General features: G+C 59.0%; 18 protein-coding genes. 15 read left to right on the forward strand and 3 right to left on the reverse strand.

All coding sequences use genetic code 11. The features are described 5' to 3' along the window. Positions 1–118: 118 nt before the first annotated feature. The 11 genes from AF70_RS27460 (at position 119) to AF70_RS27510 (ending at position 14,301) form a co-directional block, all read left to right on the forward strand. The gene (locus AF70_RS27460) at positions 119–2,917 is read left to right on the forward strand and encodes an LPS-assembly protein LptD (protein WP_019580738.1); all 2,799 of its coding nucleotides are present in this window, start codon (positions 119–121) and stop codon (positions 2,915–2,917) included. Next, positions 2,898–4,214, forward strand: a complete 1,317-nt coding sequence (gene surA / locus AF70_RS27465; RefSeq protein WP_019580737.1) for a peptidylprolyl isomerase SurA — start codon at positions 2,898–2,900, stop codon at positions 4,212–4,214. Before AF70_RS27460 ends, surA begins: the two co-directional genes overlap by 20 nt. Next, positions 4,211–5,200 carry a 4-hydroxythreonine-4-phosphate dehydrogenase PdxA gene (gene pdxA / locus AF70_RS27470; protein ID WP_028940278.1) on the forward strand — a complete coding sequence of 330 codons (990 nt, stop codon included), beginning with the start codon at positions 4,211–4,213 and terminating at the stop codon, positions 5,198–5,200. Before surA ends, pdxA begins: the two co-directional genes overlap by 4 nt. Continuing rightward, complete coding sequence (gene rsmA / locus AF70_RS27475; protein WP_019580735.1) at positions 5,197–6,015, forward strand: 16S rRNA (adenine(1518)-N(6)/adenine(1519)-N(6))-dimethyltransferase RsmA; 819 nt, start codon at positions 5,197–5,199, stop codon at positions 6,013–6,015. The genes pdxA and rsmA overlap by 4 nt, the downstream gene beginning before the upstream one ends. Before the next feature lie 115 nt (positions 6,016–6,130). Beyond that, a complete protein-coding gene (apaG, locus tag AF70_RS27480; RefSeq protein WP_019580734.1) occupies positions 6,131–6,511 on the forward strand; it encodes a Co2+/Mg2+ efflux protein ApaG in 381 nt (126 codons plus the stop codon). Beyond that, positions 6,511–7,392 (forward strand): symmetrical bis(5'-nucleosyl)-tetraphosphatase, encoded by an 882-nt coding sequence (locus tag AF70_RS27485; RefSeq protein ID WP_028940277.1) that lies wholly within the window; start codon positions 6,511–6,513, stop codon positions 7,390–7,392. The genes apaG and AF70_RS27485 overlap by 1 nt, the downstream gene beginning before the upstream one ends. A 33-nt stretch (positions 7,393–7,425) precedes the next feature. Beyond that, entirely contained in the window at positions 7,426–7,755 is a 330-nt protein-coding gene (gene glpE, locus AF70_RS27490; RefSeq protein WP_018928848.1) for a thiosulfate sulfurtransferase GlpE, read from the forward strand. 296 nt (positions 7,756–8,051) lie between these two features. Then, a complete protein-coding gene (locus AF70_RS27495) occupies positions 8,052–9,974 on the forward strand; it encodes a PrkA family serine protein kinase (RefSeq protein ID WP_007904259.1) in 1,923 nt (640 codons plus the stop codon). Between the two features lie 203 nt (positions 9,975–10,177). Beyond that, the gene (locus AF70_RS27500; RefSeq protein ID WP_018928847.1) at positions 10,178–11,449 is read left to right on the forward strand and encodes a YeaH/YhbH family protein; all 1,272 of its coding nucleotides are present in this window, start codon (positions 10,178–10,180) and stop codon (positions 11,447–11,449) included. Further along, positions 11,446–13,008 (forward strand): SpoVR family protein, encoded by a 1,563-nt coding sequence (locus tag AF70_RS27505; protein ID WP_018928846.1) that lies wholly within the window; start codon positions 11,446–11,448, stop codon positions 13,006–13,008. The genes AF70_RS27500 and AF70_RS27505 overlap by 4 nt, the downstream gene beginning before the upstream one ends. Before the next feature lie 63 nt (positions 13,009–13,071). After that, positions 13,072–14,301 (forward strand): multifunctional CCA addition/repair protein, encoded by a 1,230-nt coding sequence (locus tag AF70_RS27510; RefSeq protein WP_019580732.1) that lies wholly within the window; start codon positions 13,072–13,074, stop codon positions 14,299–14,301. Positions 14,302–14,381: 80 nt separating this feature from the next. Here AF70_RS27510 and folK read toward each other — a convergent pair whose 3' ends face one another. Together folK and folB are read right to left on the reverse strand one after the other, a co-directional pair. After that, positions 14,382–14,900, reverse strand: coding sequence for a 2-amino-4-hydroxy-6-hydroxymethyldihydropteridine diphosphokinase (folK, locus tag AF70_RS27515; protein ID WP_019580731.1), 519 nt, complete (start codon positions 14,898–14,900; stop codon positions 14,382–14,384). Continuing rightward, a complete protein-coding gene (folB, locus tag AF70_RS27520; protein ID WP_028940276.1) occupies positions 14,891–15,244 on the reverse strand; it encodes a dihydroneopterin aldolase in 354 nt (117 codons plus the stop codon). The genes folK and folB overlap by 10 nt, the downstream gene beginning before the upstream one ends. A 74-nt stretch (positions 15,245–15,318) precedes the next feature. On the opposite strand from folB, the gene plsY reads away from it, so the two are divergent. Continuing rightward, complete coding sequence (gene plsY / locus AF70_RS27525; RefSeq protein WP_018928842.1) at positions 15,319–15,888, forward strand: glycerol-3-phosphate 1-O-acyltransferase PlsY; 570 nt, start codon at positions 15,319–15,321, stop codon at positions 15,886–15,888. Between the two features lie 23 nt (positions 15,889–15,911). Here the strand turns inward: plsY and tsaD are convergent, their stop codons facing one another. Further along, complete coding sequence (gene tsaD / locus AF70_RS27530; RefSeq protein WP_028940275.1) at positions 15,912–16,937, reverse strand: tRNA (adenosine(37)-N6)-threonylcarbamoyltransferase complex transferase subunit TsaD; 1,026 nt, start codon at positions 16,935–16,937, stop codon at positions 15,912–15,914. A gap of 199 nt (positions 16,938–17,136) precedes the next feature. Between tsaD and rpsU the strand changes: the two genes are divergently transcribed. The 3 genes from rpsU to rpoD all read left to right on the forward strand — a co-directional run bounded on the left by rpsU (position 17,137) and on the right by rpoD (position 21,718). Beyond that, on the forward strand, positions 17,137–17,352 hold the full coding sequence (gene rpsU, locus AF70_RS27535; protein ID WP_002551877.1) for a 30S ribosomal protein S21: 216 nt from the start codon (positions 17,137–17,139) through the stop codon (positions 17,350–17,352). A gap of 483 nt (positions 17,353–17,835) precedes the next feature. Continuing rightward, on the forward strand, positions 17,836–19,803 hold the full coding sequence (gene dnaG / locus AF70_RS27540) for a DNA primase (RefSeq protein ID WP_019580728.1): 1,968 nt from the start codon (positions 17,836–17,838) through the stop codon (positions 19,801–19,803). 67 nt (positions 19,804–19,870) lie between these two features. Beyond that, entirely contained in the window at positions 19,871–21,718 is a 1,848-nt protein-coding gene (gene rpoD / locus AF70_RS27545; RefSeq protein ID WP_019580727.1) for an RNA polymerase sigma factor RpoD, read from the forward strand. Positions 21,719–21,815 lie beyond the last annotated feature (97 nt).

Genomic DNA, 21,815 nt, shown 5'->3' on the forward strand with positions numbered 1-21,815 from the left:
CGACGGCGCTAGCCGTCAAGCGGGTCATGCTTTATTATCCAGCATCTTTTTCAGACCATCGAGAGGCGTGCGGCCCACACCGCGGGCAGATGGCACGCAGGAAGCCCGGACTAATAAGATGGCATTGAAATCCCCCGCGTTTCGTAAAAAATTTCCGTTGTTGGTTACCGGCAGTCTGCTGGCCCTGCAACCCCTGGCCACGTCGTTCGTGGTCGCCGCGGAACAGTATGACTGCTCAGTCTCTGCTTCGGGTGCCTGGGACTGTGCGCCAAAGGCACCGGCCGCTGCATTGCCGCCGCGCCCCGTGCATGAAGGCAGCGCAGTTTCCGCCACTGGAGAAACCCCGGCAGGCACCGCCTCCAGCGAAGACACCGGCGCCAAGCCTGTGCTGGTTACCGAGTCCAAGGGCCGCGGCCTGAAGTCGCGTAGTGAAGACTACAGCCACCTCGACTGGGTTCCGCGCGAGAAGCTCACCGCAGCGCAATTGGCCGAAACCGGTCCTTACTGCTCTGGTTCCTATATCGAACCGATTCGTCCTGGCATGAATGACAAGACGAATAAAAGTGACGCTCCAACCTTTATCGGCGCCAAGGCCTCCCGCTATAAGCAGGAAGAGCAGGTCGCGACCCTGGCCGGTGACGTGGTCATGCGTCAGGGCAGCATGCAGGTCGAAGCCGACGAAGCGAACCTGTACCAGGCCGAGAGCCGTGGCGAACTGGCCGGCAACGTGCGCATTCGCGACAATGGCGCACTGATCGTGGGCGACCACGCCGACGTGCAGCTCGACACCGGTGAAGCCAAGGTCGACAACGCCGAATACGTGATGCACAAGTCGCGTATCCGCGGTAACGCGCTGTACGCCAAACGTGCCGAGAACGCGATCATCCGTCTCAAGGACGGTACGTACACCACGTGCGAACCGAACAGCAATGCCTGGCAGCTCAAGGGCAACAACATCACCTTGAACCCGGCCACCGGTTTCGGTACCGCGACCAACGTGACGCTGCGGGTCAAGGACATTCCGGTTCTGTACACGCCGTACATCTATTTCCCGATCGACGACCGTCGCCAGTCCGGCTTCCTGCCGCCGACCATCGGCACCGGCAGCGATACCGGCTTCATGCTGGTCACTCCGTACTACTTCAACCTGGCACCGAACTACGATGCCACGTTGTACCCGCGTTACATGGCCAAGCATGGCCTGTTGATGGAAGGCGAATTCCGCTACCTGACCAAGTCCAGCGAAGGCCAGTTCGGCGCCGCGTACCTCAACGACGAAGATACCGATCGCAGCAAGCAGACCGACTACGAAAAAAACCGCTACATGTACAACTGGCAGCACAAGGGTGGCCTCGACTCCCGCGTCTTTACGCAAGTCGACTACACCAAGATCAGCGATCCGTATTACTTCCAGGATCTGCAGACTGACCAGATTGGCGTGAAAAGCGCTGACTACATGAACCAGCAGGGCTCTGTCACCTATCGTGGCGACAGCTACACCGCTCGTTTGAACGCCCAGGCCTATCAGCTGGCGACCGTTTCGAACATCACTCCGTATGACCGTTTGCCGCAGATCACCTTCAATGGTCAGCTGCCATATCATCCGGAAGGTTTGAACTTCGATTACGAGACGGAAATCGTCCGGTTCGACCGCGATTTGAAGAATGGCAACTTCATAAACGAAGATGGCACCGTCGAACCGCGTCTTGATAACAATGTTTCCGGGCTGGCTCGAGCCAATGGCACCCGCCTGAACCTGAAACCAGGTGTCAGTCTGCCAATGAACTGGACTTATGGTTTCTTGAAACCGTCGCTTAAGTACCAGTACACCCAGTACGATCTTGATCTTGATGGCACCGGTAAAAACGACCTCGTGACGAATCGGAACGGCGCATCAGCGCTCGGCGAATCGTTCAGCAGTTCGCAAACCCGTGGTGTCCCGATTGCCAGTATCGACAGCGGCCTGTATTTCGATCGTGACACCCAATGGTTCGGCAAGAATTATCGCCAGACCCTCGAACCGCGCCTGTTCTACCTCTATGTACCTGAGGAAGACCAGAAGGATATTCCGATATTCGACACCAGCGAATACACCTTCAATTACGCGTCGCTATTCCGTGACAACCGCTTCTCCGGCTCCGACCGTGTCGGCGACGAGAACAAACTGTCCCTGGGCGTGACCAGCCGCTGGATCGAAGACAATGGTTTCGAGCGTCAACGTATCAGCGTCGGCCAAGCCATGTACTTCAAGGACCGCGAAGTCCAGTTGCCAGGTATCGACGCAAAAACCCGCGCCGATGCTCAAGCCAATGTTTCACCGTACGCGCTGGAATACGAATACCGCTGGAACCGTGACTGGCGCACCACCGCCGACTACAACTGGGACCCGGACAGCCGCAGCCCTCGCTCGGGCAGCGCGATGTTCCACTACCAGCCAGAAGACAACCCGAACAAGGTCATCAACGCCGGTTATCGCTATCGCAATGACCAGGTCCGTTATGACCAGAACACCGGTAAATGGACGGTGGGCGGCGGTGACTACGGCACCCCGGGCACACCTGGCTACGTGAAGGACTACTACAAGATCAAACAGCACGACTTCTCGGTGATCTGGCCGATCGTGCCGCAGTGGAACGCCATCAGCCGCTGGCAGTATGACTACAACCGCAACCGTACCCTGGAAGCCTTTGGTGGTTTCGAGTACGACAACTGCTGCTGGAAACTACGCCTGATCAACCGTTACTGGGTCAGCTATGACGAGTTAAGTCAGAACGCCCCGGAAAACGAAAAAGGCGACCACGGCGTCTTCCTACAAATTGTTCTGAAGGGACTCGGCGGCCTCACCGGCGCCAAAGTAGAGAGTTTCCTCGACAAAGGCATCCAAGGTTATCGTGAACGTGAAGACCAAGCTTTCTGATTGTCTGCGCCCGCTGATGCTGGGCGCGCTGTTCCTGGGTACCGCGGCCAACGCCGCGGTACAGTCCATCGATAAAGTGGTGGCCATCGTCGACAATGACGTGGTCATGCAGAGCCAACTGGACCGGCGCGTTCACGAAGTTCAGCAAACCATCGCCAAACGCGGTGCTGCCGTACCGCCTACCGGCGTACTGGATCAGCAAGTGCTCGAGCGTCTGATCGTCGAAAACCTGCAATTGCAGATCGGCGAGCGTTCCGGCATCCGCATTACCGATGAAGAGCTGAACCAGGCTGTCGGCACCATTGCCCAGCGCAATAACATGTCGATCGAACAATTCCGCGCCGCTTTAGCTCGCGACGGCCTGTCTTATGACGATGCCCGCGACCAGATCCGCCGCGAAATGATCATCAGCCGCGTGCGTCAGCGCCGTGTGGCGGAGCGCATCCAGGTGTCCGAGCAGGAAGTGAAGAACTTCCTGGCATCCGATCTCGGCAAAATGCAGCTGTCCGAAGAGTTCCGCCTGGCCAACATTCTGATTCCTACGCCGGAAAGCGCCAACTCCGACGCGATTCAGAATGCCGCCAAACAAGCCGACGCGGTTTACCAGCAACTCAAGCAAGGCGCTGACTTCGGTCAGTTGGCAATCGCCAAATCCGCCAGCGAAACCGCACTGGAAGGCGGCGACATGGGCTGGCGTAAAGCCGCTCAACTGCCACCTCCGTTCGATCGCTTGCTCGGCACCATGGCCGTTGGCGACGTGACCCAGCCAATGCGCACCCCGGGCGGCTTCATTATCCTGAAGATCCTCGACAAGCGTGGCGGCGAATCCCAGGTGCGTGACGAGGTACACGTGCGGCACATCCTGGTCAAACCGAGCCCGATCCGCGACGAAGAAAAAACCAAGGCCCTGGCTCAATCGCTCTACAGCCGTATTCAAGCGGGCGAAGACTTTGGCGAACTGGCGAAAAGCTTCTCGGAGGATCCGGGTTCCGCCCTCAACGGTGGCGACCTGAACTGGATCGACCCGAACGCGCTGGTGCCTGAATTCCGCGAAGTGATGGCCAAGACCCCGCAAGGTCAGCTGTCCAAGCCGTTCAAGACCCAATATGGCTGGCACGTACTGGAAGTCCTTGGCCGCCGCGCCACCGACAGCACCGCCCAGGCCCGTGAGCAGCAAGCGATGACCGTACTGCGTAACCGCAAATACGACGAAGAGCTGCAAACCTGGCTGCGTCAGATCCGTGACGAAGCGTACGTAGAAATCAAACTCCCTGGTGCAGACCAGGCAGCGCAGTGAAACCCAAGCGTTTCGCGCTGACCCCCGGCGAACCAGCCGGCATAGGTCCCGACCTGTGCCTGCTGCTCGCCTCGCAAGCCCAGCCACATCCCCTGATTGCCATTACCAGCCGCGACCTGCTCCTTGAGCGGGCCGCGCAGCTGGGCGTGGTTGTCGATCTGCTGCCGGTAGCGCCGGACAGCTGGCCGGATGCTCCTGCTCCCGCCAACAGCCTGTATGTGTGGGATACGCCCCTCAACGCCAAGGTCACCGCCGGGCAACTGGACAAGGCCAATGCGGCTTTCGTTCTGGAAACCCTGACCCGTGCTGGCCAGGGCTGTCTGGATGGGCATTTCGCCGGCATGATCACCGCCCCGGTGCACAAGGGTGTGATCAATGAATCAGGGATCGCCTTTTCCGGGCACACGGAGTTTCTCGCTGACCTGACCCACACCGCGCAAGTGGTGATGATGCTCGCCACCCGCGGCTTGCGTGTAGCGCTGGTCACCACTCACCTGCCCCTTCGCGAAATTGCCGACGCGATTACGCCTGAGCGGCTGGAGCGGGTCACACGGATCCTGCACACCGACCTGAAAGAAAAGTTCGGCATCGCCCAGCCACGCATCCTGGTTTGCGGGCTCAACCCCCACGCCGGTGAAGGCGGTCATCTGGGCCATGAAGAAATCGACATCATCGAACCTACATTAGAGCGCCTGCGCGGCGAGGGCATGGACCTTCGCGGCCCCCTGCCCGCCGACACTCTGTTTACCCCCAAATATCTGGAGCACTGCGACGCGGTGCTGGCGATGTACCACGACCAGGGCTTGCCTGTGCTGAAATACAAAGGCTTCGGCGCGGCAGTCAACGTGACCCTCGGCTTGCCGATCATCCGCACATCGGTCGACCACGGCACCGCCCTGGACCTGGCCGGCAGCGGCAACATCGACACCGGCAGCCTGCAAGTCGCCCTGGAAACCGCCTACCAGATGGCCGAGACCCGTTTATGACCGAGCATTACCAACACCGGGCGCGCAAGCGCTTCGGCCAGAACTTCCTGCACGATGCTGGCGTTATCGACCGTATCCTGCGCTCCATTCACGCCAAACCTGAAGACCGTCTGCTGGAAATCGGTCCGGGCCAGGGTGCATTGACCGCCGGCCTGCTCAACAGCGGCGCTCAACTGGACGTCGTAGAGCTGGACAAGGACCTGATCCCTATCCTCAACCAGCAGTTCGCCGGCAAGAGCAACTTCAACCTGCATCAGGGCGACGCGCTGAAGTTTGACTTCAACAGCCTGAACGCCGCACCAAACAGCCTGCGAGTGGTCGGCAACCTGCCGTATAACATCTCTACGCCGCTGATTTTCCACCTGCTGCACAACGCACACCTGATTCGCGACATGCACTTCATGCTGCAAAAGGAAGTGGTCGAGCGCCTGGCGGCGGGTCCTGGCGGCGGCGATTGGGGTCGGCTGTCGATCATGGTTCAGTACCATTGCCGGGTCGAGCATCTGTTCAACGTCGGCCCGGGTGCGTTCAATCCTCCGCCGAAAGTCGACTCCGCGATCGTGCGCCTGGTGCCCCACGCGGTACTGCCGCACCCGGCCAAGGATCATCGCCTGCTGGAGCGCGTCGTACGTGAAGCTTTCAACCAGCGCCGCAAGACCCTGCGCAACACACTGAAACTATTGCTGAGCAACGCCGAAATCGAAGCCGCCGGCGTCGATGGCAGCTTGCGCCCCGAGCAGCTCGACCTGGCCGCCTTCGTACGCCTGGCCGACAAGCTCAGCGAACAAGTCCTACAAAAGCCTGCCACCGACTGACAGGCGATGAGCGCTATCGGGTAGGACGCCACTCTGGTTTACTACCCGATACTTGGCCTAGACTGAGTTCTATCAGCTACGCCCCGCGTTCCGCTTCGTTTCTAAGGCCTTTTGCATGTCCGATCCTCGTTATCAGGTCGACGTCAGCGTCGTCACCCGCTATCTGGCAGAACAATCGCAACCCGAGCAAAACCGCTTTGCCTTCGCCTACACCATCACCGTGCAAAACAATGGCCTGCTACCCGCCAGACTGCTTTCACGGCATTGGGTCATCACCGACGGTGACGGCCATGTCGAGGAGGTTCGCGGTGCGGGCGTCGTCGGCCAGCAGCCGTTGATCGAGGTTGGCCAGAGCCACACTTACAGCAGCGGCACCGTCATGACCTCCAAGGTCGGCACGATGCAGGGCACCTACCAGATGCTCGCCGAAGACGGTAAGCACTTCGACGCCATCATCGCGCCGTTCCGTCTGGCGGTCCCTGGGGCGTTGCACTGATGGCGACGTATGCCGTCGGTGATGTGCAAGGTTGCCTTGAACCGCTCAAATGCCTGCTCGAGCAAGTGGCCTTCGACCCTGCCCGAGATCGCCTGTGGCTGGTGGGTGATCTCGTCAACCGTGGCCCACAGTCGCTGGAAACCCTGCGCTTCCTCTATGGCATCCGCGAGTCGCTGGTATGCGTACTCGGCAACCATGACCTGCACTTGCTGGCCGTCGGGCAAAACATCGAGCGCCTGAAGAAAGCCGATACCTTGCGTGAGATCCTCGAAGCACCCGATCGCGCGGACCTGCTGGAGTGGGTTCGCCAGCAAAAGCTCATGCACTACGATGAACAACGTGATATCGCCCTGGTCCATGCCGGTATCCCGCCGCAATGGTCGCTGCGCAAAGCCTTGAAGTGCGCCGCCGAAGTCGAAGAAGCCCTGCACGATGACAACCGCTTCGCGCCTTACCTTGACGGCATGTACGGCAACGAGCCGGTGAAATGGAATAGCGATCTCAAAGGCGCCGCCCGCCTGCGAGTCATCACCAACTATTTCACCCGGATGCGTTTTTGCACCAGCGACGGCAAACTCGACCTCAAGGGCAAGGAAGGCATCGACACCGCACCGCCGGGCTATGCGCCGTGGTTCGCGCACAAGGAGCGTAAAACCAAAGGCCTGAAGATCATCTTCGGCCATTGGGCGGCGCTCGAAGGCCAGTGCGACGAACCGGGGCTGTTTGCACTCGATAGCGGTTGCGTCTGGGGTGGCGCCATGACCCTGATGAATGTCGACACCTTTGAGCGCCTGCAATGCAAATGCGACGCCCATGGCCACCTTCGACCGGCAGTCGCCACCTCTATTCCCGAACAAACGTCAGCCAGCGCCCCGCGCTAGACTGCGCTTTCAGCCGAGCCACAGGAGCCCGCCATGAGCGAATTCAAACGTATCCCCCCAGAACAGGCCCAGGCCCTGCGCGAACAAGGCGCGGTGGTGGTCGATGTCCGCGACCCGGCAACATTTGCCGCGCTGCACATCACCGGCTCGAAGCATCTGGATAACCACTCTCTGCATGCTTTCATCCAGGGCGCCGATCTGGATGCGCCGACGGTAGTGGTCTGCTATCACGGAAATTCCAGCCAGGGCGCAGCTGCTTATCTGATCAGCCAGGGCTTTTCCGACGTCTACAGCATGGACGGCGGTTTTGAGCTGTGGCGTACGACCTATCCTTCGGAAACGGCGCAAGGCACTTCCGAATAATTATTTTGTAATGCGCAAGCCCCGGCCCCCGTGGGCTCGCGCGATTACAGACGAACGGTCTGCCACAACTAATTACGTATCTTGCCTTTACCTCCCAAATTCCCAACTATCCTTAAGCGCAGGCCATCCAAAACAGGGGAGAGCCGGTACACCGGCGCACGGGTCATCGGGAGTAGCTTTCGGAGTAGTCAGCTCCGGAAGAGTTCTGGGGGGTAAACAGCAACTGCCTGTTCGGTTGCTGCCAGCATCGACTGAGTGATCCGGCGTCGGCTCCACGTATCGAGCGAGGTGACGTCATGAGTATCTTTAGCCACTTCCAACAACGCTTCGAGTCCACGCGCCAGGAAGAACTCTCGCTGCAAGAGTATCTGGAACTGTGCAAAAAGGACCGCAGCGCCTACGTTTCCGCGGCCGAGCGTCTCTTGCTGGCCATCGGCGAACCGGAACTGCTCGACACCTCAACCAACTCGAGGCTGTCGCGCATATTTTCCAACAAGGTGATCCGCCGCTATCCGGCCTTTGAAGACTTCCACGGGATGGAAGAATGCATCGACCAGATCGTGTCGTATTTCCGCCATGCCGCTCAGGGTCTGGAAGAAAAGAAACAGATCCTCTACCTGCTGGGCCCAGTCGGTGGCGGTAAGTCATCTTTGGCCGAAAAGCTCAAGCAGCTGATCGAGAAAGTGCCCTTTTACGCAATCAAGGGCTCGCCGGTTTTCGAGTCGCCCCTGGGTCTGTTCAACGCCACTGAAGATGGCGCGATCCTCGAGGAAGACTTCGGCATTCCCCGGCGCTACCTCAACACCATCATGTCGCCATGGGCCACCAAGCGCCTGGCCGAATTCGGCGGCGACATCAGCCAGTTCCGCGTGGTGAAACTCTATCCGTCGATCCTCAACCAGATTGCAGTTGCGAAAACCGAGCCGGGCGATGAAAACAACCAGGACATCTCGGCACTGGTGGGCAAGGTCGATATTCGCAAACTGGAAGAGTTCCCGCAGAACGACGCCGATGCCTACAGCTATTCGGGCGCGCTGTGCCGGGCCAACCAGGGCCTGATGGAATTCGTCGAAATGTTCAAGGCACCGATCAAGGTGCTGCACCCATTGCTGACGGCCACTCAGGAAGGCAACTACAACAGCACCGAAGGCTTGGGGGCAATTCCGTTCACCGGGATTCTGCTGGCCCACTCCAACGAATCGGAATGGCACACCTTCCGCAACAACAAGAACAACGAAGCCTTCATCGACCGGATCTATATCGTCAAAGTGCCGTACTGCCTGCGCGTCAGCGACGAGGTGAAGATCTACGACAAGCTGTTGTTCAACAGTTCGCTGGCCAAGGCCCATTGCGCGCCCGACACGCTGAAAATGCTCGCTCAGTTCACCGTGCTCTCGCGCCTTAAAGAGCCGGAAAACTCCAACATCTACTCCAAGATGCGCGTGTATGACGGCGAAAACCTCAAGGACACCGATCCGAAGGCCAAGTCGATCCAGGAATACCGCGATGCAGCAGGTGTCGACGAAGGCATGAACGGTCTGTCGACCCGCTTCGCCTTCAAGATCCTGTCGAAGGTCTTCAACTTCGATCCGCACGAAATCGCCGCCAACCCGGTGCATCTGCTCTACGTGCTGGAACAGCAGATCGAACAGGAACAATTCCAGGCCGAGACACGCGAACGCTATCTGCGCTTCCTGAAAGAGTACCTGGCGCCGCGTTACATCGAGTTCATCGGCAAGGAGATCCAGACTGCCTACCTCGAGTCTTACAGCGAGTACGGCCAGAACATCTTCGATCGCTACGTGCTGTACGCCGACTTCTGGATTCAGGATCAGGAATACCGCGACCCGGAAACCGGCGAGATCCTCAACCGCGTAGCCCTGAACGAGGAACTGGAGAAAATCGAGAAACCGGCCGGCATCAGCAATCCGAAGGATTTCCGCAACGAAATCGTCAACTTCGTACTGCGCGCCCGTGCCAACAACAACGGCAAGAACCCAACCTGGCTCAGCTACGAAAAACTGCGGGTGGTCATCGAGAAGAAAATGTTCTCCAACACCGAGGACCTTCTGCCGGTCATCAGCTTCAACGCCAAGGCCAGCAAAGAGGACCAGCAGAAGCACAACGACTTCGTCACACGGATGGTCGAGCGGGGCTACACCGACAAACAGGTACGACTGCTGTCCGAGTGGTACTTGCGGGTCAGAAAATCACAGTAACCCGCTGCCGGCCAGACCGGTTGTCGTTAGCCAGAGGCCTGTGTACGCTTTTTCTGTTACACAGACCTCTGGGAGGTGTTCGAAAGTCGGTAACGAGGTTCAGGCAGCATCCAGAAGCGCTTGGGGGAGCGTGAACATCCCTCGGCACAGGTCGATGCTGCGTAACCGCTCGCCCCTTTCAGGACAGCTTCTAAGGAGCAGTCATGAGCTATGTGATCGACCGACGTCTCAATGGCAAGAACAAGAGCACGGTAAACCGTCAGCGGTTTCTGCGGCGCTACCGTGATCACATCAAAAAGGCCGTCGAAGAGGCGGTAGGCCGGCGTTCCATTACCGATATGGAACACGGCGAGCAAATCAGCATTCCCGGCCGCGACATCGACGAGCCGGTGCTTCACCATGGCCGGGGCGGCAAGCAGACCATCGTGCACCCGGGCAACAAGGAGTTCACCAGCGGCGAGCACATTGCCCGTCCGCCCGGAGGTGGCGGCGGCAGAGGCCCCGGCAAGGCCGGTAACTCGGGTGAAGGGATGGACGAGTTCGTCTTCCAGATCACCCAGGAAGAATTCCTCGAATTCATGTTCGAGGACCTTGAACTGCCTAACCTGGTCAAACGTCACCTGACCGGCACCGACACCTTCAAGACCGTACGCGCGGGCATCAGCAACGAGGGCAACCCGTCACGGATCAACATCATCCGTACGCTGCGCTCGGCCCATGCCCGGCGAATCGCCCTGTCCGGCAGCAGCCGGGCAAAACTGCGCGAAGTCAAAGAGGAGCTCGCCCGGCTTAGACGGGAGGAGCCGGACAACTTCGGCGACATCCAGGAACTCGAAGCGGAAATCGAGAAACTCAGTGCGCGCATTCACCGAGTGCCATTTCTCGACACCTTTGACCTCAAGTACAACCTGTTGATCAAACAGCCGAACCCGAGCTCCAAAGCAGTGATGTTCTGCCTGATGGACGTGTCCGGCTCCATGACCCAGGCGACCAAAGACATCGCCAAGCGCTTCTTCATCCTGCTGTACCTGTTCCTCAAGCGGAACTACGACAAAATCGACGTCGTGTTCATCCGCCACCACACCAGTGCCCGCGAAGTGGATGAGGAGGAGTTTTTCTACTCCCGGGAAACCGGCGGCACCATCGTCTCCAGCGCCCTTAAACTGATGCAGGAGATCATGGCCGAGCGTTATCCGAGCAATGAGTGGAATATCTATGCCGCCCAGGCGTCCGACGGCGATAACTGGAACGACGACTCGCCGATCTGCCGCGACATTCTGATCAATCAGATCATGCCGTTCGTGCAGTACTACACTTATGTAGAGATTACCCCGCGCGAACACCAGGCCCTGTGGTTCGAGTACGAACGCATCGCCGAAGCCTTCTCTGACACTTTTGCCCAGCAGCAACTGGTCTCGGCCGGGGACATCTATCCGGTCTTCCGTGAACTCTTCCAGCGCAGGTTAGTGACATGACCGCCAAAGAGCAAAAGCGCCAACCCATTTCCACCGGCTCTGAATGGACGTTCGAGCTGATCCAGGCCTACGACCGCGAAATCAGTCGTCTCGCGGCCCGCTATGCGCTCGATACCTACCCCAACCAGATCGAAGTGATCACTGCCGAACAGATGATGGACGCCTACGCCTCAGTGGGCATGCCCCTGGGTTATCACCATTGGTCCTATGGCAAACACTTCCTAAGTACCGAAAAATCCTACAGCCGCGGCCAGATGGGGCTGGCCTACGAGATTGTGATCAACTCGGACCCTTGCATCGCCTATCTGATGGAAGAAAACACCATCTGCATGCAGGCCCTGGTGGTGGCTCACGCCTGCTATGGCCATAACAGCTTCTTCAAGGGTAATTACCTGTTTCGCACCTGGACCGACGCCAGTTCGATCATCGATTACCTGGTGTTCGCCAAGCAGTACATCATGCAGTGCGAAGAACGCCACGGTATCGACGCGGTAGAGGACTTGCTCGATTCCTGCCATGCGCTGATGAATTACGGGGTCGACCGTTACAAACGCCCTTATCCGATTTCCGCCGAAGAAGAACGCCGTCGGCAGAAGGATCGGGAAGAACATCTGCAAAAGCAGATCAACGATTTGTGGCGGACCATTCCAAAAGGCGCGGACAAATTCAGCGACAAGGACAACGCACGCTTCCCCGCCGAGCCTCAGGAAAACATCCTGTATTTCATCGAAAAACACGCCCCGCTGCTGGAGCCATGGCAACGTGAAATCGTGCGGATCGTGCGCAAGATCGCCCAGTATTTTTATCCACAGCGCCAGACACAGGTAATGAACGAAGGCTGGGCCACCTTCTGGCACTACACCTTGATGAACGACTTGTATGACGAAGGCCTGGTCACCGATGGCTTCATGATGGAGTTCCTGACGTCCCATACCAGCGTGGTGTTCCAGCCGGGCTTCGACAGCCCCTACTACAGCGGAATCAACCCCTACACCCTCGGTTTTGCCATGTATCGCGATATCCGGCGGATATGCGAACAGCCTACCGAAGAGGACTACCGCTGGTTCCCGGAAATCGCCGGCACAGACTGGTTGTCCAGCATCAAATTCGCCATGAGCAGCTTCAAGGACGAGAGCTTCATCCTGCAGTACCTGTCACCCAAGGTGATCCGCGACCTGAAGCTGTTCAGCATCCTCGATGACGACCAGAAGGATGATCTGCTGGTTCCGGCGATCCACGACGAAGAGGGCTATCGAACCATCCGCGAAACCCTGGCGGCGCAATACAACCTCGGCAATCGCGAACCCAACATCCAGATCTACAGCATCGACCGGCGCGGGGACCGCTCGCTGACCTTGCGTCACCAGCAGCACGACCGCAAGCCGCTCGGCGATTCCACCGAGGAAGTGCTCAAGCACCTGCACCGGCTCTGGGGCTTCGACATTCACCTGGAAACCCTGCAAGGGGATCAGGTGGTGAAAACCCACCATGTTCCACCCAGAAGCGAACACGGCGAGGGGGACTACGGCCGGTTAGACTTGGCTGTCATTCATCTTTGATCCTGTTTCGGCCTCCGGAAGTTCGACGCAAAGGTTATTCTGTCGGGCTAACGGAGGTTTTTTATGCAGATTTATAAAGTCGGTGGTGCGGTACGCGATCGCCTGCTGGGCAGGCCTGTCACCGATATCGACTGGGTCGTGGTAGGCGCTACCACCGAAGAAATGCTCGCCAAGGGCTTTCGCCCGGTGGGTGCGGATTTTCCAGTGTTTCTTCACCCCAAAAGCGGTGAGGAATACGCCCTCGCCCGCACTGAGCGCAAAAGCGGACGCGGTTACGGCGGCTTCACCTTTCACGCCAGCCCCGAAGTCACGCTCGAAGAAGACCTGATTCGTCGTGACCTGACGATCAACGCCATGGCCGAAGACGATCAGCAGAACCTGACCGACCCCTACCATGGCCAGCGGGATCTCGAGGCTCGCCTGCTTCGTCATGTTTCCCCCGCGTTCGCCGAAGATCCGCTCCGCGTTCTGCGCGTTGCCCGCTTCGCCGCGCGTTATGCAGGGCTGGGTTTCACCGTCGCCCCCGAGACACTGGCGCTGATGCGGCAACTCAGCGAATCGGGTGAACTGGAGGCACTGACCGCGGAACGCAGCTGGAAAGAAATCGCCCGCGCGCTGATGGAAGACCAACCCCAGGTGTTCATCCAGGTGCTGCGCGAGTGCGGTGCGCTCAAAGTGCTGATGCCGGAAGTCGATGCGCTGTTCGGTGTACCGCAACCCGAGGCCCACCACCCGGAAATCGACACAGGCGTGCATACCCTGAGCGTGCTGGAGCAAGCGGCACAGCACAAACAACCGCTGACCGTGCGCTGGGCCTGCCTGCTGCATGACTTGGGCAAAGGACTGACGCCCGAGGAGGAATGGCCTCGCCACATCGCCCACGAGCACAAAGGCCTGAAGCTGATCAAAGCGGTCAACGTGCGCTTCAAGGCACCGAAGGATTGTCAGGAATTGGCACTGCTGGTGGGCGAGTATCACACCCATGGCCATCGGGCTCTGGAGCTGAAACCGTCGACCTTGCTGGAGTTGCTGCAGAGCTTCGACGTCTATCGTCGACCTCAGCGCTTTGAGGAGTTTATTGCGGCGTGCGAGATGGACGCTCGAGGGCGCAAAGGCCTGGAACAGCGAAGTTATCCACAGGCGGATTATTTGCGCGGGGCGGCGACTGCAGCGCGAAGCGTGGCGGTTCAGCCGTTGCTGGAGAAGGGATTCAAGGGGCCGGAATTGGGCGAGGCGATCAAGCGCGAGCGGCTCAAGGCGTTGAAGGCTTACAAAGACGCGGCGTCAGTTTGAAAGCACGGGGCAAGCCCGCTCCCACAGAGTTTTGCATAGAGCCTGTGGGAGCGGGCTTGCCGGCGAAGGCGTCATCCGCCTCACAGCAAATTCGAAGGGGTCAACTGCTGGCCACGCCACTCAAAAGCCACCGGCGCCAACACCTGATCGATCCGCGCCTCGCTCCACAAGGTCGCAAAGCTTTTGCCTACACCCGGATGCACTCTGTCCGGCGCAATCAGCGACAACGGCCACAGCACGAAGGCGTTTTTCAGAATCTCAGCCCGCGGCAAGACCAACCCATCGAAATTGCCCACCAGATCGCCAAACAGCAGCACATCGATATCCAGCGGCAAGCCCTTGCGGTCCGGCGCGTAACGGCCGTTGTCCGCCTCGATGAATTTCAGCCGTCGATCCAGCTCCATCAACGGTAGATCGGTATAGGCCGAGACCACAAAGTTGAAAAACGGCCCGCTCTTGATCCCCACCGGCTGGCTTTCGAACACCGCCGAGCAGCGCATATCCACCAGGAAACCCGCCAGGGCGTCCAGACCAGCCTGCAAATGGGATTCGCGCTCGATGTTGCTACCGAGCCCGAGGTACACCTGAGTCAGCGACATCCGCGCTCGATCTCCACACCAACGCCCTTGGCCGCCGGAACGGCACCTGGCTTGGTCAGCCTGAGGTGCATCCAGGTGATCTTGAATTCACTCATCAGCACTTCCGTCAGACGCTCGGCAAAGGTCTCGACCAGCTGGAACTGCGCCTGCTCGGCAAAAGCCTGGATGCGTGACGAAACGCTCGCGTAGTCAAGCGCCAGGGTCAGGTCATCACCAGCAGCGGCCGGACGATTGTCCCAGGCGAAGCTCAGATCAAGTCGCAGACACTGTCGGATGCCTCGTTCCCAGTCGTAGGCACCAATCACGGTGTCGACTTCCAGGCCCTCGATAAACACTCTGTCCAAGCACTTCTCTCCGCTGCACGACAAGGGCGCAATGCGCCGTTAGAATCAGGGCGTCCTCGCCCGGAATAGTTAGCATGTTTTGGTCACTGGCGATTTTCGCCTACCTGCTCGGCTCTCTGTCCTTCGCCATTTTGCTCAGCCGCCTGACCGGTAACCCCGATCCGCGAATGAGTGGCTCGGGCAATGCCGGTGCCACCAATATGTTTCGTCTGGCCGGCAAAAAACTCGCCATCCTGACCTTGCTCGGCGACCTCTGCAAAGGCCTGCTGCCCGTGCTGGTCGCAGGTGCAATGGGCCTTTCACTGCAGGAACAGGCCTGGATCGGCGTCTTCGCCGTCATCGGTCATCTGTTCCCACTGTACTTCCGTTTTCGCGGCGGCAAAGGTGTCGCCACTGCGGCCGGCATGCTGCTGGGGCTCTATCCACCCGCTGCGCTGCTGGCAGTCTGTGCCTGGCTGTTGACGTTCTACCTGACCCGCACCAGCTCACTCGCCGCACTGATTGCCACACCCCTGACCCTGCCGCTGCTCGCCTGGCAAGAGCCGGCGGCACTGCTGCCCATGAGCGCGCTCACGGGGCTGATCGTCTGGCGTCATCGCGGCAATCTACGCGACCTGTTTGCCGGGCGCGAACGGCATTTTTAAATGCCACACGTGAGCACCGCTCATCACAGCGCCGACAGCTGCTCCATCGGCCAACGCGCCTGCACGCTGATTGCCAGGCTTTCGTGCTGGCCGGCCCGCAAGCGCTGGCAGCCAGCAAACGCAATCATCGCACCGTTGTCGGTGCAGAACTCCGGACGGGCATAAAACACGTCGCCCTTCATGTCGCCGAGCATTTTTTCCAGTGAAGTGCGCAGCGCCTTGTTGGCGCTGACGCCGCCAGCGATCACCAGACGCTTCATGCCGGCCTGTTTCAGGGCACGCTTGCACTTGATGGTCAAAGTCTCTACCACGGCCTGCTGGAACGCCAGCGAGATGTCGCAACGGGCTTGCTCGCCGTCGTCCCCGGCGCTGACGCATTGCTGCCAGGTGTTCAAGGCGAAGGTTTTCAAACCGCTGAAGCTAAACGCCAGGCCCGGACGATCACACATCGGACGCGGAAAGACGAAACGTCCGTCAATGCCTTGCGCCGCCAGACGAGCGATCTCCGGACCACCCGGATAATTGAGGCCCATCATTTTTGCAGTTTTGTCGAACGCTTCGCCGGCGGCATCGTCGAGGGTCTCGCCCAAGAGCGTGTACTGACCGATCCCGTCGACCTGAACCAGCTGCGTATGACCGCCCGAGACCAACAAAGCGACGAACGGGAACTCCGGTGGCTGCGGTTCCAGCATCGGCGCCAGCAAGTGACCTTCCATGTGGTGCACGCCCAGCGCCGGGATACCCCAGGCAAAAGCCAGCGCCTGCGCGCAGGAAGCCCCTACCAGCAGGGCTCCGACCAGGCCGGGGCCGGCGGTATAAGCGATGGCGTCGATCTCGGTCGGCACGCAGTCGGCCTCCGCCAGTACCTGACGGATCAAGGGCAGCATGCGTTTGACGTGATCGCGCGAAGCCAGCTCCGGCACAACGCCGCCATAAGCGCGATGCAGGTCGATCTGACTGAACAGCGCATCGGCCAACAACCCGCGTTCACTGTCGTAAAGTGCGACACCGGTTTCGTCGCAAGAGGTTTCTAATCCCAGTACTAGCATGGGTTTGCGCCTTGTAGAGGCTGAATTCGAAGGCGCGCATAATAGTCGTCGCGTGATGCCCCGACCAGCGGTTTTCGATCAGAGGCTTTGCATTCCGAGCGATGAGGGGTTAACATCCGCAACCCTTAAAAACCGACGTCTTCAAGTGCTCTTTTGCCGCGAGGATGTTGACCCCGGTAATGAATGAAGGTAGCTCTGGATGCCAGCCGTCAAAGTTAAAGAGAACGAACCCTTCGACGTAGCTCTGCGTCGTTTCAAGCGCTCCTGCGAAAAAGCCGGTGTACTGGCTGAAGTTCGTAGCCGCGAATTTTACGAGAAGCCTACTTCTGAGCGTAAGCGCAAAGCAGCAGCCGCTGTTAAGCGTCACGCCAAGAAAGTACAGCGCGAACAGCGCCGCGCCGTTCGTCTGTACTAATACACAGACGATCGTAGCAAGCTTCTGCCAAGCCCGGCCCTCAGCCGGGCTAATGGCATTTGCGGACAACGCTTGATGCTTCACCGTCAAAGCCGCAGACGCGACCGAGACAAACCTGCTTCACAGCGTCAGACCTGGCTCTTTTGCCAGCGGTGCACGTCTTTTCTGACGAGCCTTTCAAGGCTACTGACGAGCACACCCACTGATTCCTCTCACGACGATCAGCCCAAGGCACCTTCTTGCGTGCCCGCTTATTGAGCTATCCGAGGCCATTGATTGGCCGTCGCCGGACTCAGCGAAACACTTTCGAATAGTCGAATGCTGATTGGTACTAACGTCAGTGGATTTTCGGCAGATACACTTCCCGACAGCGATTACGCAGACGACACCGGTCGAGCCGCACACCCTGCGCGCCTCAAACAATGACCTGCGTTCGGCCGCACTTCGTTTCGGGTCCATTTCAGCGCAGATGACGAGAACGCCATGGCCGGGCTAATTCCCCAGAGCTTCATTGACGACCTTCTGAACCGCACCGACATCGTCGATGTGGTCAGCTCGCGCCTGCAAATGAAAAAGGCCGGCAAGAACTACACCGCCTGCTGCCCGTTTCACAAAGAGAAAACCCCCTCCTTCAGCGTCAGCCCCGACAAACAGTTCTATTACTGCTTCGGTTGCGGCGCTGGCGGTAACGCCCTCGGCTTCATCATGGACCACGACAACCTGGACTTCCCCCAGGCAGTCGAAGAACTGGCCAAAGCCGCCGGCATGGAAATCCCCCGCGAAGAAAGCGGCCGACCGCACAAACCGCGACAGCCCACCGATTCGCCTCTGTATCCGCTGCTCACCGCTGCCGCCGATTTTTACCGCCAGGCCCTGAAAAGCCATCCGGCGCGCAAAGCGGCTGTGGATTACTTGAAAGGTCGTGGATTGACCGGCGAAATTGCTCGGGATTTCGGCCTCGGTTTCGCTCCGCCCGGCTGGGACAACCTGTTCAAGCATCTGAGCAGCGACACCCTGCAGCAAAAGGCCATGATCGATGCCGGCCTGCTGGTGGAGAACGCCGAAACCGGCAAGCGCTATGACCGCTTCCGCGATCGCGTGATGTTCCCGATCCGCGACAGTCGCGGGCGCATCATCGCCTTCGGCGGCCGGGTACTGGGCGATGACAAGCCGAAATACCTGAACTCACCGGAAACCCCGGTTTTCCATAAGGGCCAGGAACTCTATGGCCTGTACGAAGCGCGCAAGAACAACCGCAACCTCGACGAAATCATCGTCGTCGAAGGCTACATGGACGTCATCGCCCTCGCCCAGCAAGGCCTGCGCAATGCTGTGGCGACCCTGGGCACCGCCACCAGCGAAGAGCACTTGAAGCGACTGTTTCGCGTCGTGCCCAACGTGTTGTTCTGCTTTGACGGCGACCAGGCCGGCCGCAATGCTGCGTGGCGCGCACTGGAGGCGACGCTGCCGAGCCTGCAGGACGGACGGCGTGCACGCTTTCTATTCCTGCCCGAAGGCGAAGACCCGGACACACTGGTCCGCTCCGAAGGCACTGACGCCTTCCGCGCACGGATCAATCAGCATGCACAGCCATTGGCCGATTATTTTTTCCAACAGCTGACCGAGGAATCGGACCCGCGCTCGCTTGAAGGCAAGGCCCACATGGCCACCCTCGCCGCGCCACTTATCGACAAGGTTCCAGGCGCCAACCTACGCATTCTGATGCGCCAGCGCCTGACCGAAATTACCGGGCTCAGCGGTGAAGCCGTGAGTCAACTGGTGCAAAGCGCACCTCAGGAAGCACCACCGGCGTACGACCCGGGCATTGATTACGACGCCATGCCCGATTACAGCGACTACCATCAGCCGCAGGCGCAAGAGATGTATGTGCCGCAGCAGGAGTGGACGCCGAAAAAGCCCGGTGCAGGCGGCAAGAAATGGGACAAGAAGCCGTGGGACAAGAACGGCAAACGCGGCGGCGATCGCGATCAACCGCGCGCGCCACGGGTACCGGCTGCTGTAGAGCCACCCACCCTGGCCGCCTTGCGCACGTTGCTGCATCACCCGCAACTGGCCGAAAAAGTCGAGGATGCCGGGCACTTTGCGGCCGAAGACCACACTAACACGCAACTGCTGGTCGCCCTGCTCGAAGCCGTACAGAAGAATCCCAAGCTAAACTCATTTCAACTGATTGCGCGTTGGCACGGCACTGAACAGGGCCGACTGCTGAAAGCGCTGGCAGAAAAGGAATGGCTGATTGATGGAGATAACCTTGAACAACAGTTTTTCGACACCATTACTAGCTTGTCAGCCCGCCAACGCGAGCGAAATCTGGAACAACTTCTTCGAAAAGCGCGTCAAAGTGAGTTGAGTACCGAAGAGAAAAATCAACTGCGCGACCTTTTAAGCCGCAATGTTTGCGCATCAAACCCGACCTCAACTGGCGCGTGAGGTCATAGCTCAGGTATAATCCTCGGCTTGTTTTTTGCCCGCCAAGACCTTCAGTGGATAGGGTGTTATGTCCGGAAAAGCGCAACAGCAGTCTCGTATCAAAGAGTTGATCACACTTGGTCGTGAGCAGGGCTACCTGACTTACGCGGAGGTCAACGACCACCTGCCGGAGGATATTTCAGATCCGGAACAGGTGGAAGACATCATCCGCATGATCAATGACATGGGGATCAACGTATTCGAGGTTGCGCCAGATAAGGATTCCCTTATGCTGGCCGACGCCGATACCGACGAAGCCGCGGCCGAAGAGGCAGCAGCAGCGTTGGCAGCGGTCGAGACCGACATTGGTCGCACCACCGACCCAGTGCGCATGTACATGCGTGAAATGGGTACGGTAGAGCTCCTCACACGTGAAGGCGAAATCGAAATCGCCAAGCGTATTGAAGAGGGCATCCGCGAAGTGATGGGCGCAATCGCGCACTTCCCTGGCACGGTTGACCATATTCTCTCCGAGTACACTCGCGTCACCACCGAAGGTGGCCGCCTGTCCGACGTCCTGAGCGGTTATATCGACCCGGACGACGGCATTGCGCCGCCTGCAGCCGAAGTGCCACCGCCTGTCGACCCGAAAGCCGCTCCAGCTGCCGACGACACCGACGACGATGACGCCGAAGCAAGCGATGACGAAGAAGAAGCCGAAAGCGGTCCGGATCCGGTCATCGCCGCACAGCGTTTTGGCGCTGTCGCCGATCAGATGGAAATCACCCGCAAGGCGCTGAAAAAGCACGGTCGCTACAACAAGGCTGCGATTGCCGAGCTGTTGGCCCTGGCTGAGCTGTTCATGCCGATCAAACTGGTGCCGAAGCAATTCGAAGGCCTGGTCGAGCGTGTTCGTAGTGCCCTGGATCGTCTGCGTCAGCAAGAGCGCGCGATCATGCAATTGTGCGTTCGTGATGCCCGCATGCCGCGTGCCGACTTCCTGCGCCAGTTCCCGGGCAATGAAGTCGACGAAAGCTGGAGCGATGCACTGGCCAAAGGCAAAAGCAAATACGCTGAAGCCATTGGTCGCCTGCAACCGGATATCATTCGTTGCCAGCAGAAGCTGACCGCGCTGGAAACCGAAACCGGTTTGACGATTGCCGAGATCAAGGACATCAACCGTCGCATGTCGATCGGTGAGGCCAAGGCCCGCCGCGCGAAGAAAGAGATGGTCGAAGCGAACTTGCGTCTGGTGATCTCCATCGCCAAGAAGTACACCAACCGTGGCCTGCAGTTCCTCGATCTGATCCAGGAAGGCAACATTGGCTTGATGAAAGCGGTAGACAAGTTCGAATACCGCCGTGGCTACAAATTCTCGACTTATGCCACCTGGTGGATCCGTCAGGCGATCACTCGCTCGATCGCCGACCAGGCCCGCACCATCCGTATTCCGGTGCACATGATCGAGACGATCAACAAGCTCAACCGTATTTCCCGGCAGATGTTGCAGGAAATGGGTCGCGAACCGACCCCGGAAGAGCTGGGCGAACGCATGGAAATGCCTGAGGACAAGATCCGCAAGGTATTGAAGATCGCTAAAGAGCCGATCTCCATGGAAACCCCGATCGGTGATGACGAAGACTCCCATCTGGGTGACTTCATCGAAGACTCGACCATGCAGTCGCCAATCGATGTCGCCACCGTTGAGAGCCTTAAAGAAGCGACACGCGAAGTCCTGTCCGGCCTCACTGCCCGTGAAGCCAAGGTTTTGCGCATGCGCTTCGGTATCGACATGAATACCGACCACACCCTCGAGGAGGTTGGTAAGCAGTTCGACGTGACCCGTGAACGGATTCGTCAGATCGAAGCCAAGGCGCTGCGCAAGCTGCGCCACCCGACGAGAAGCGAGCATTTGCGCTCTTTCCTCGACGAGTGATCACAAAACCCCCGGCCCAGGCCGGGGGTTTTGCTTTATGCAGATTAAATTCCCCGCACGTCCCACCCGCCGAATAGCCCGTCTACACTCGAAGCAT

The sequence above is a fragment of the Pseudomonas sp. KD5 genome (genome assembly GCF_012932895.1).
In the GTDB taxonomy this organism is placed as follows: domain Bacteria; phylum Pseudomonadota; class Gammaproteobacteria; order Pseudomonadales; family Pseudomonadaceae; genus Aquipseudomonas.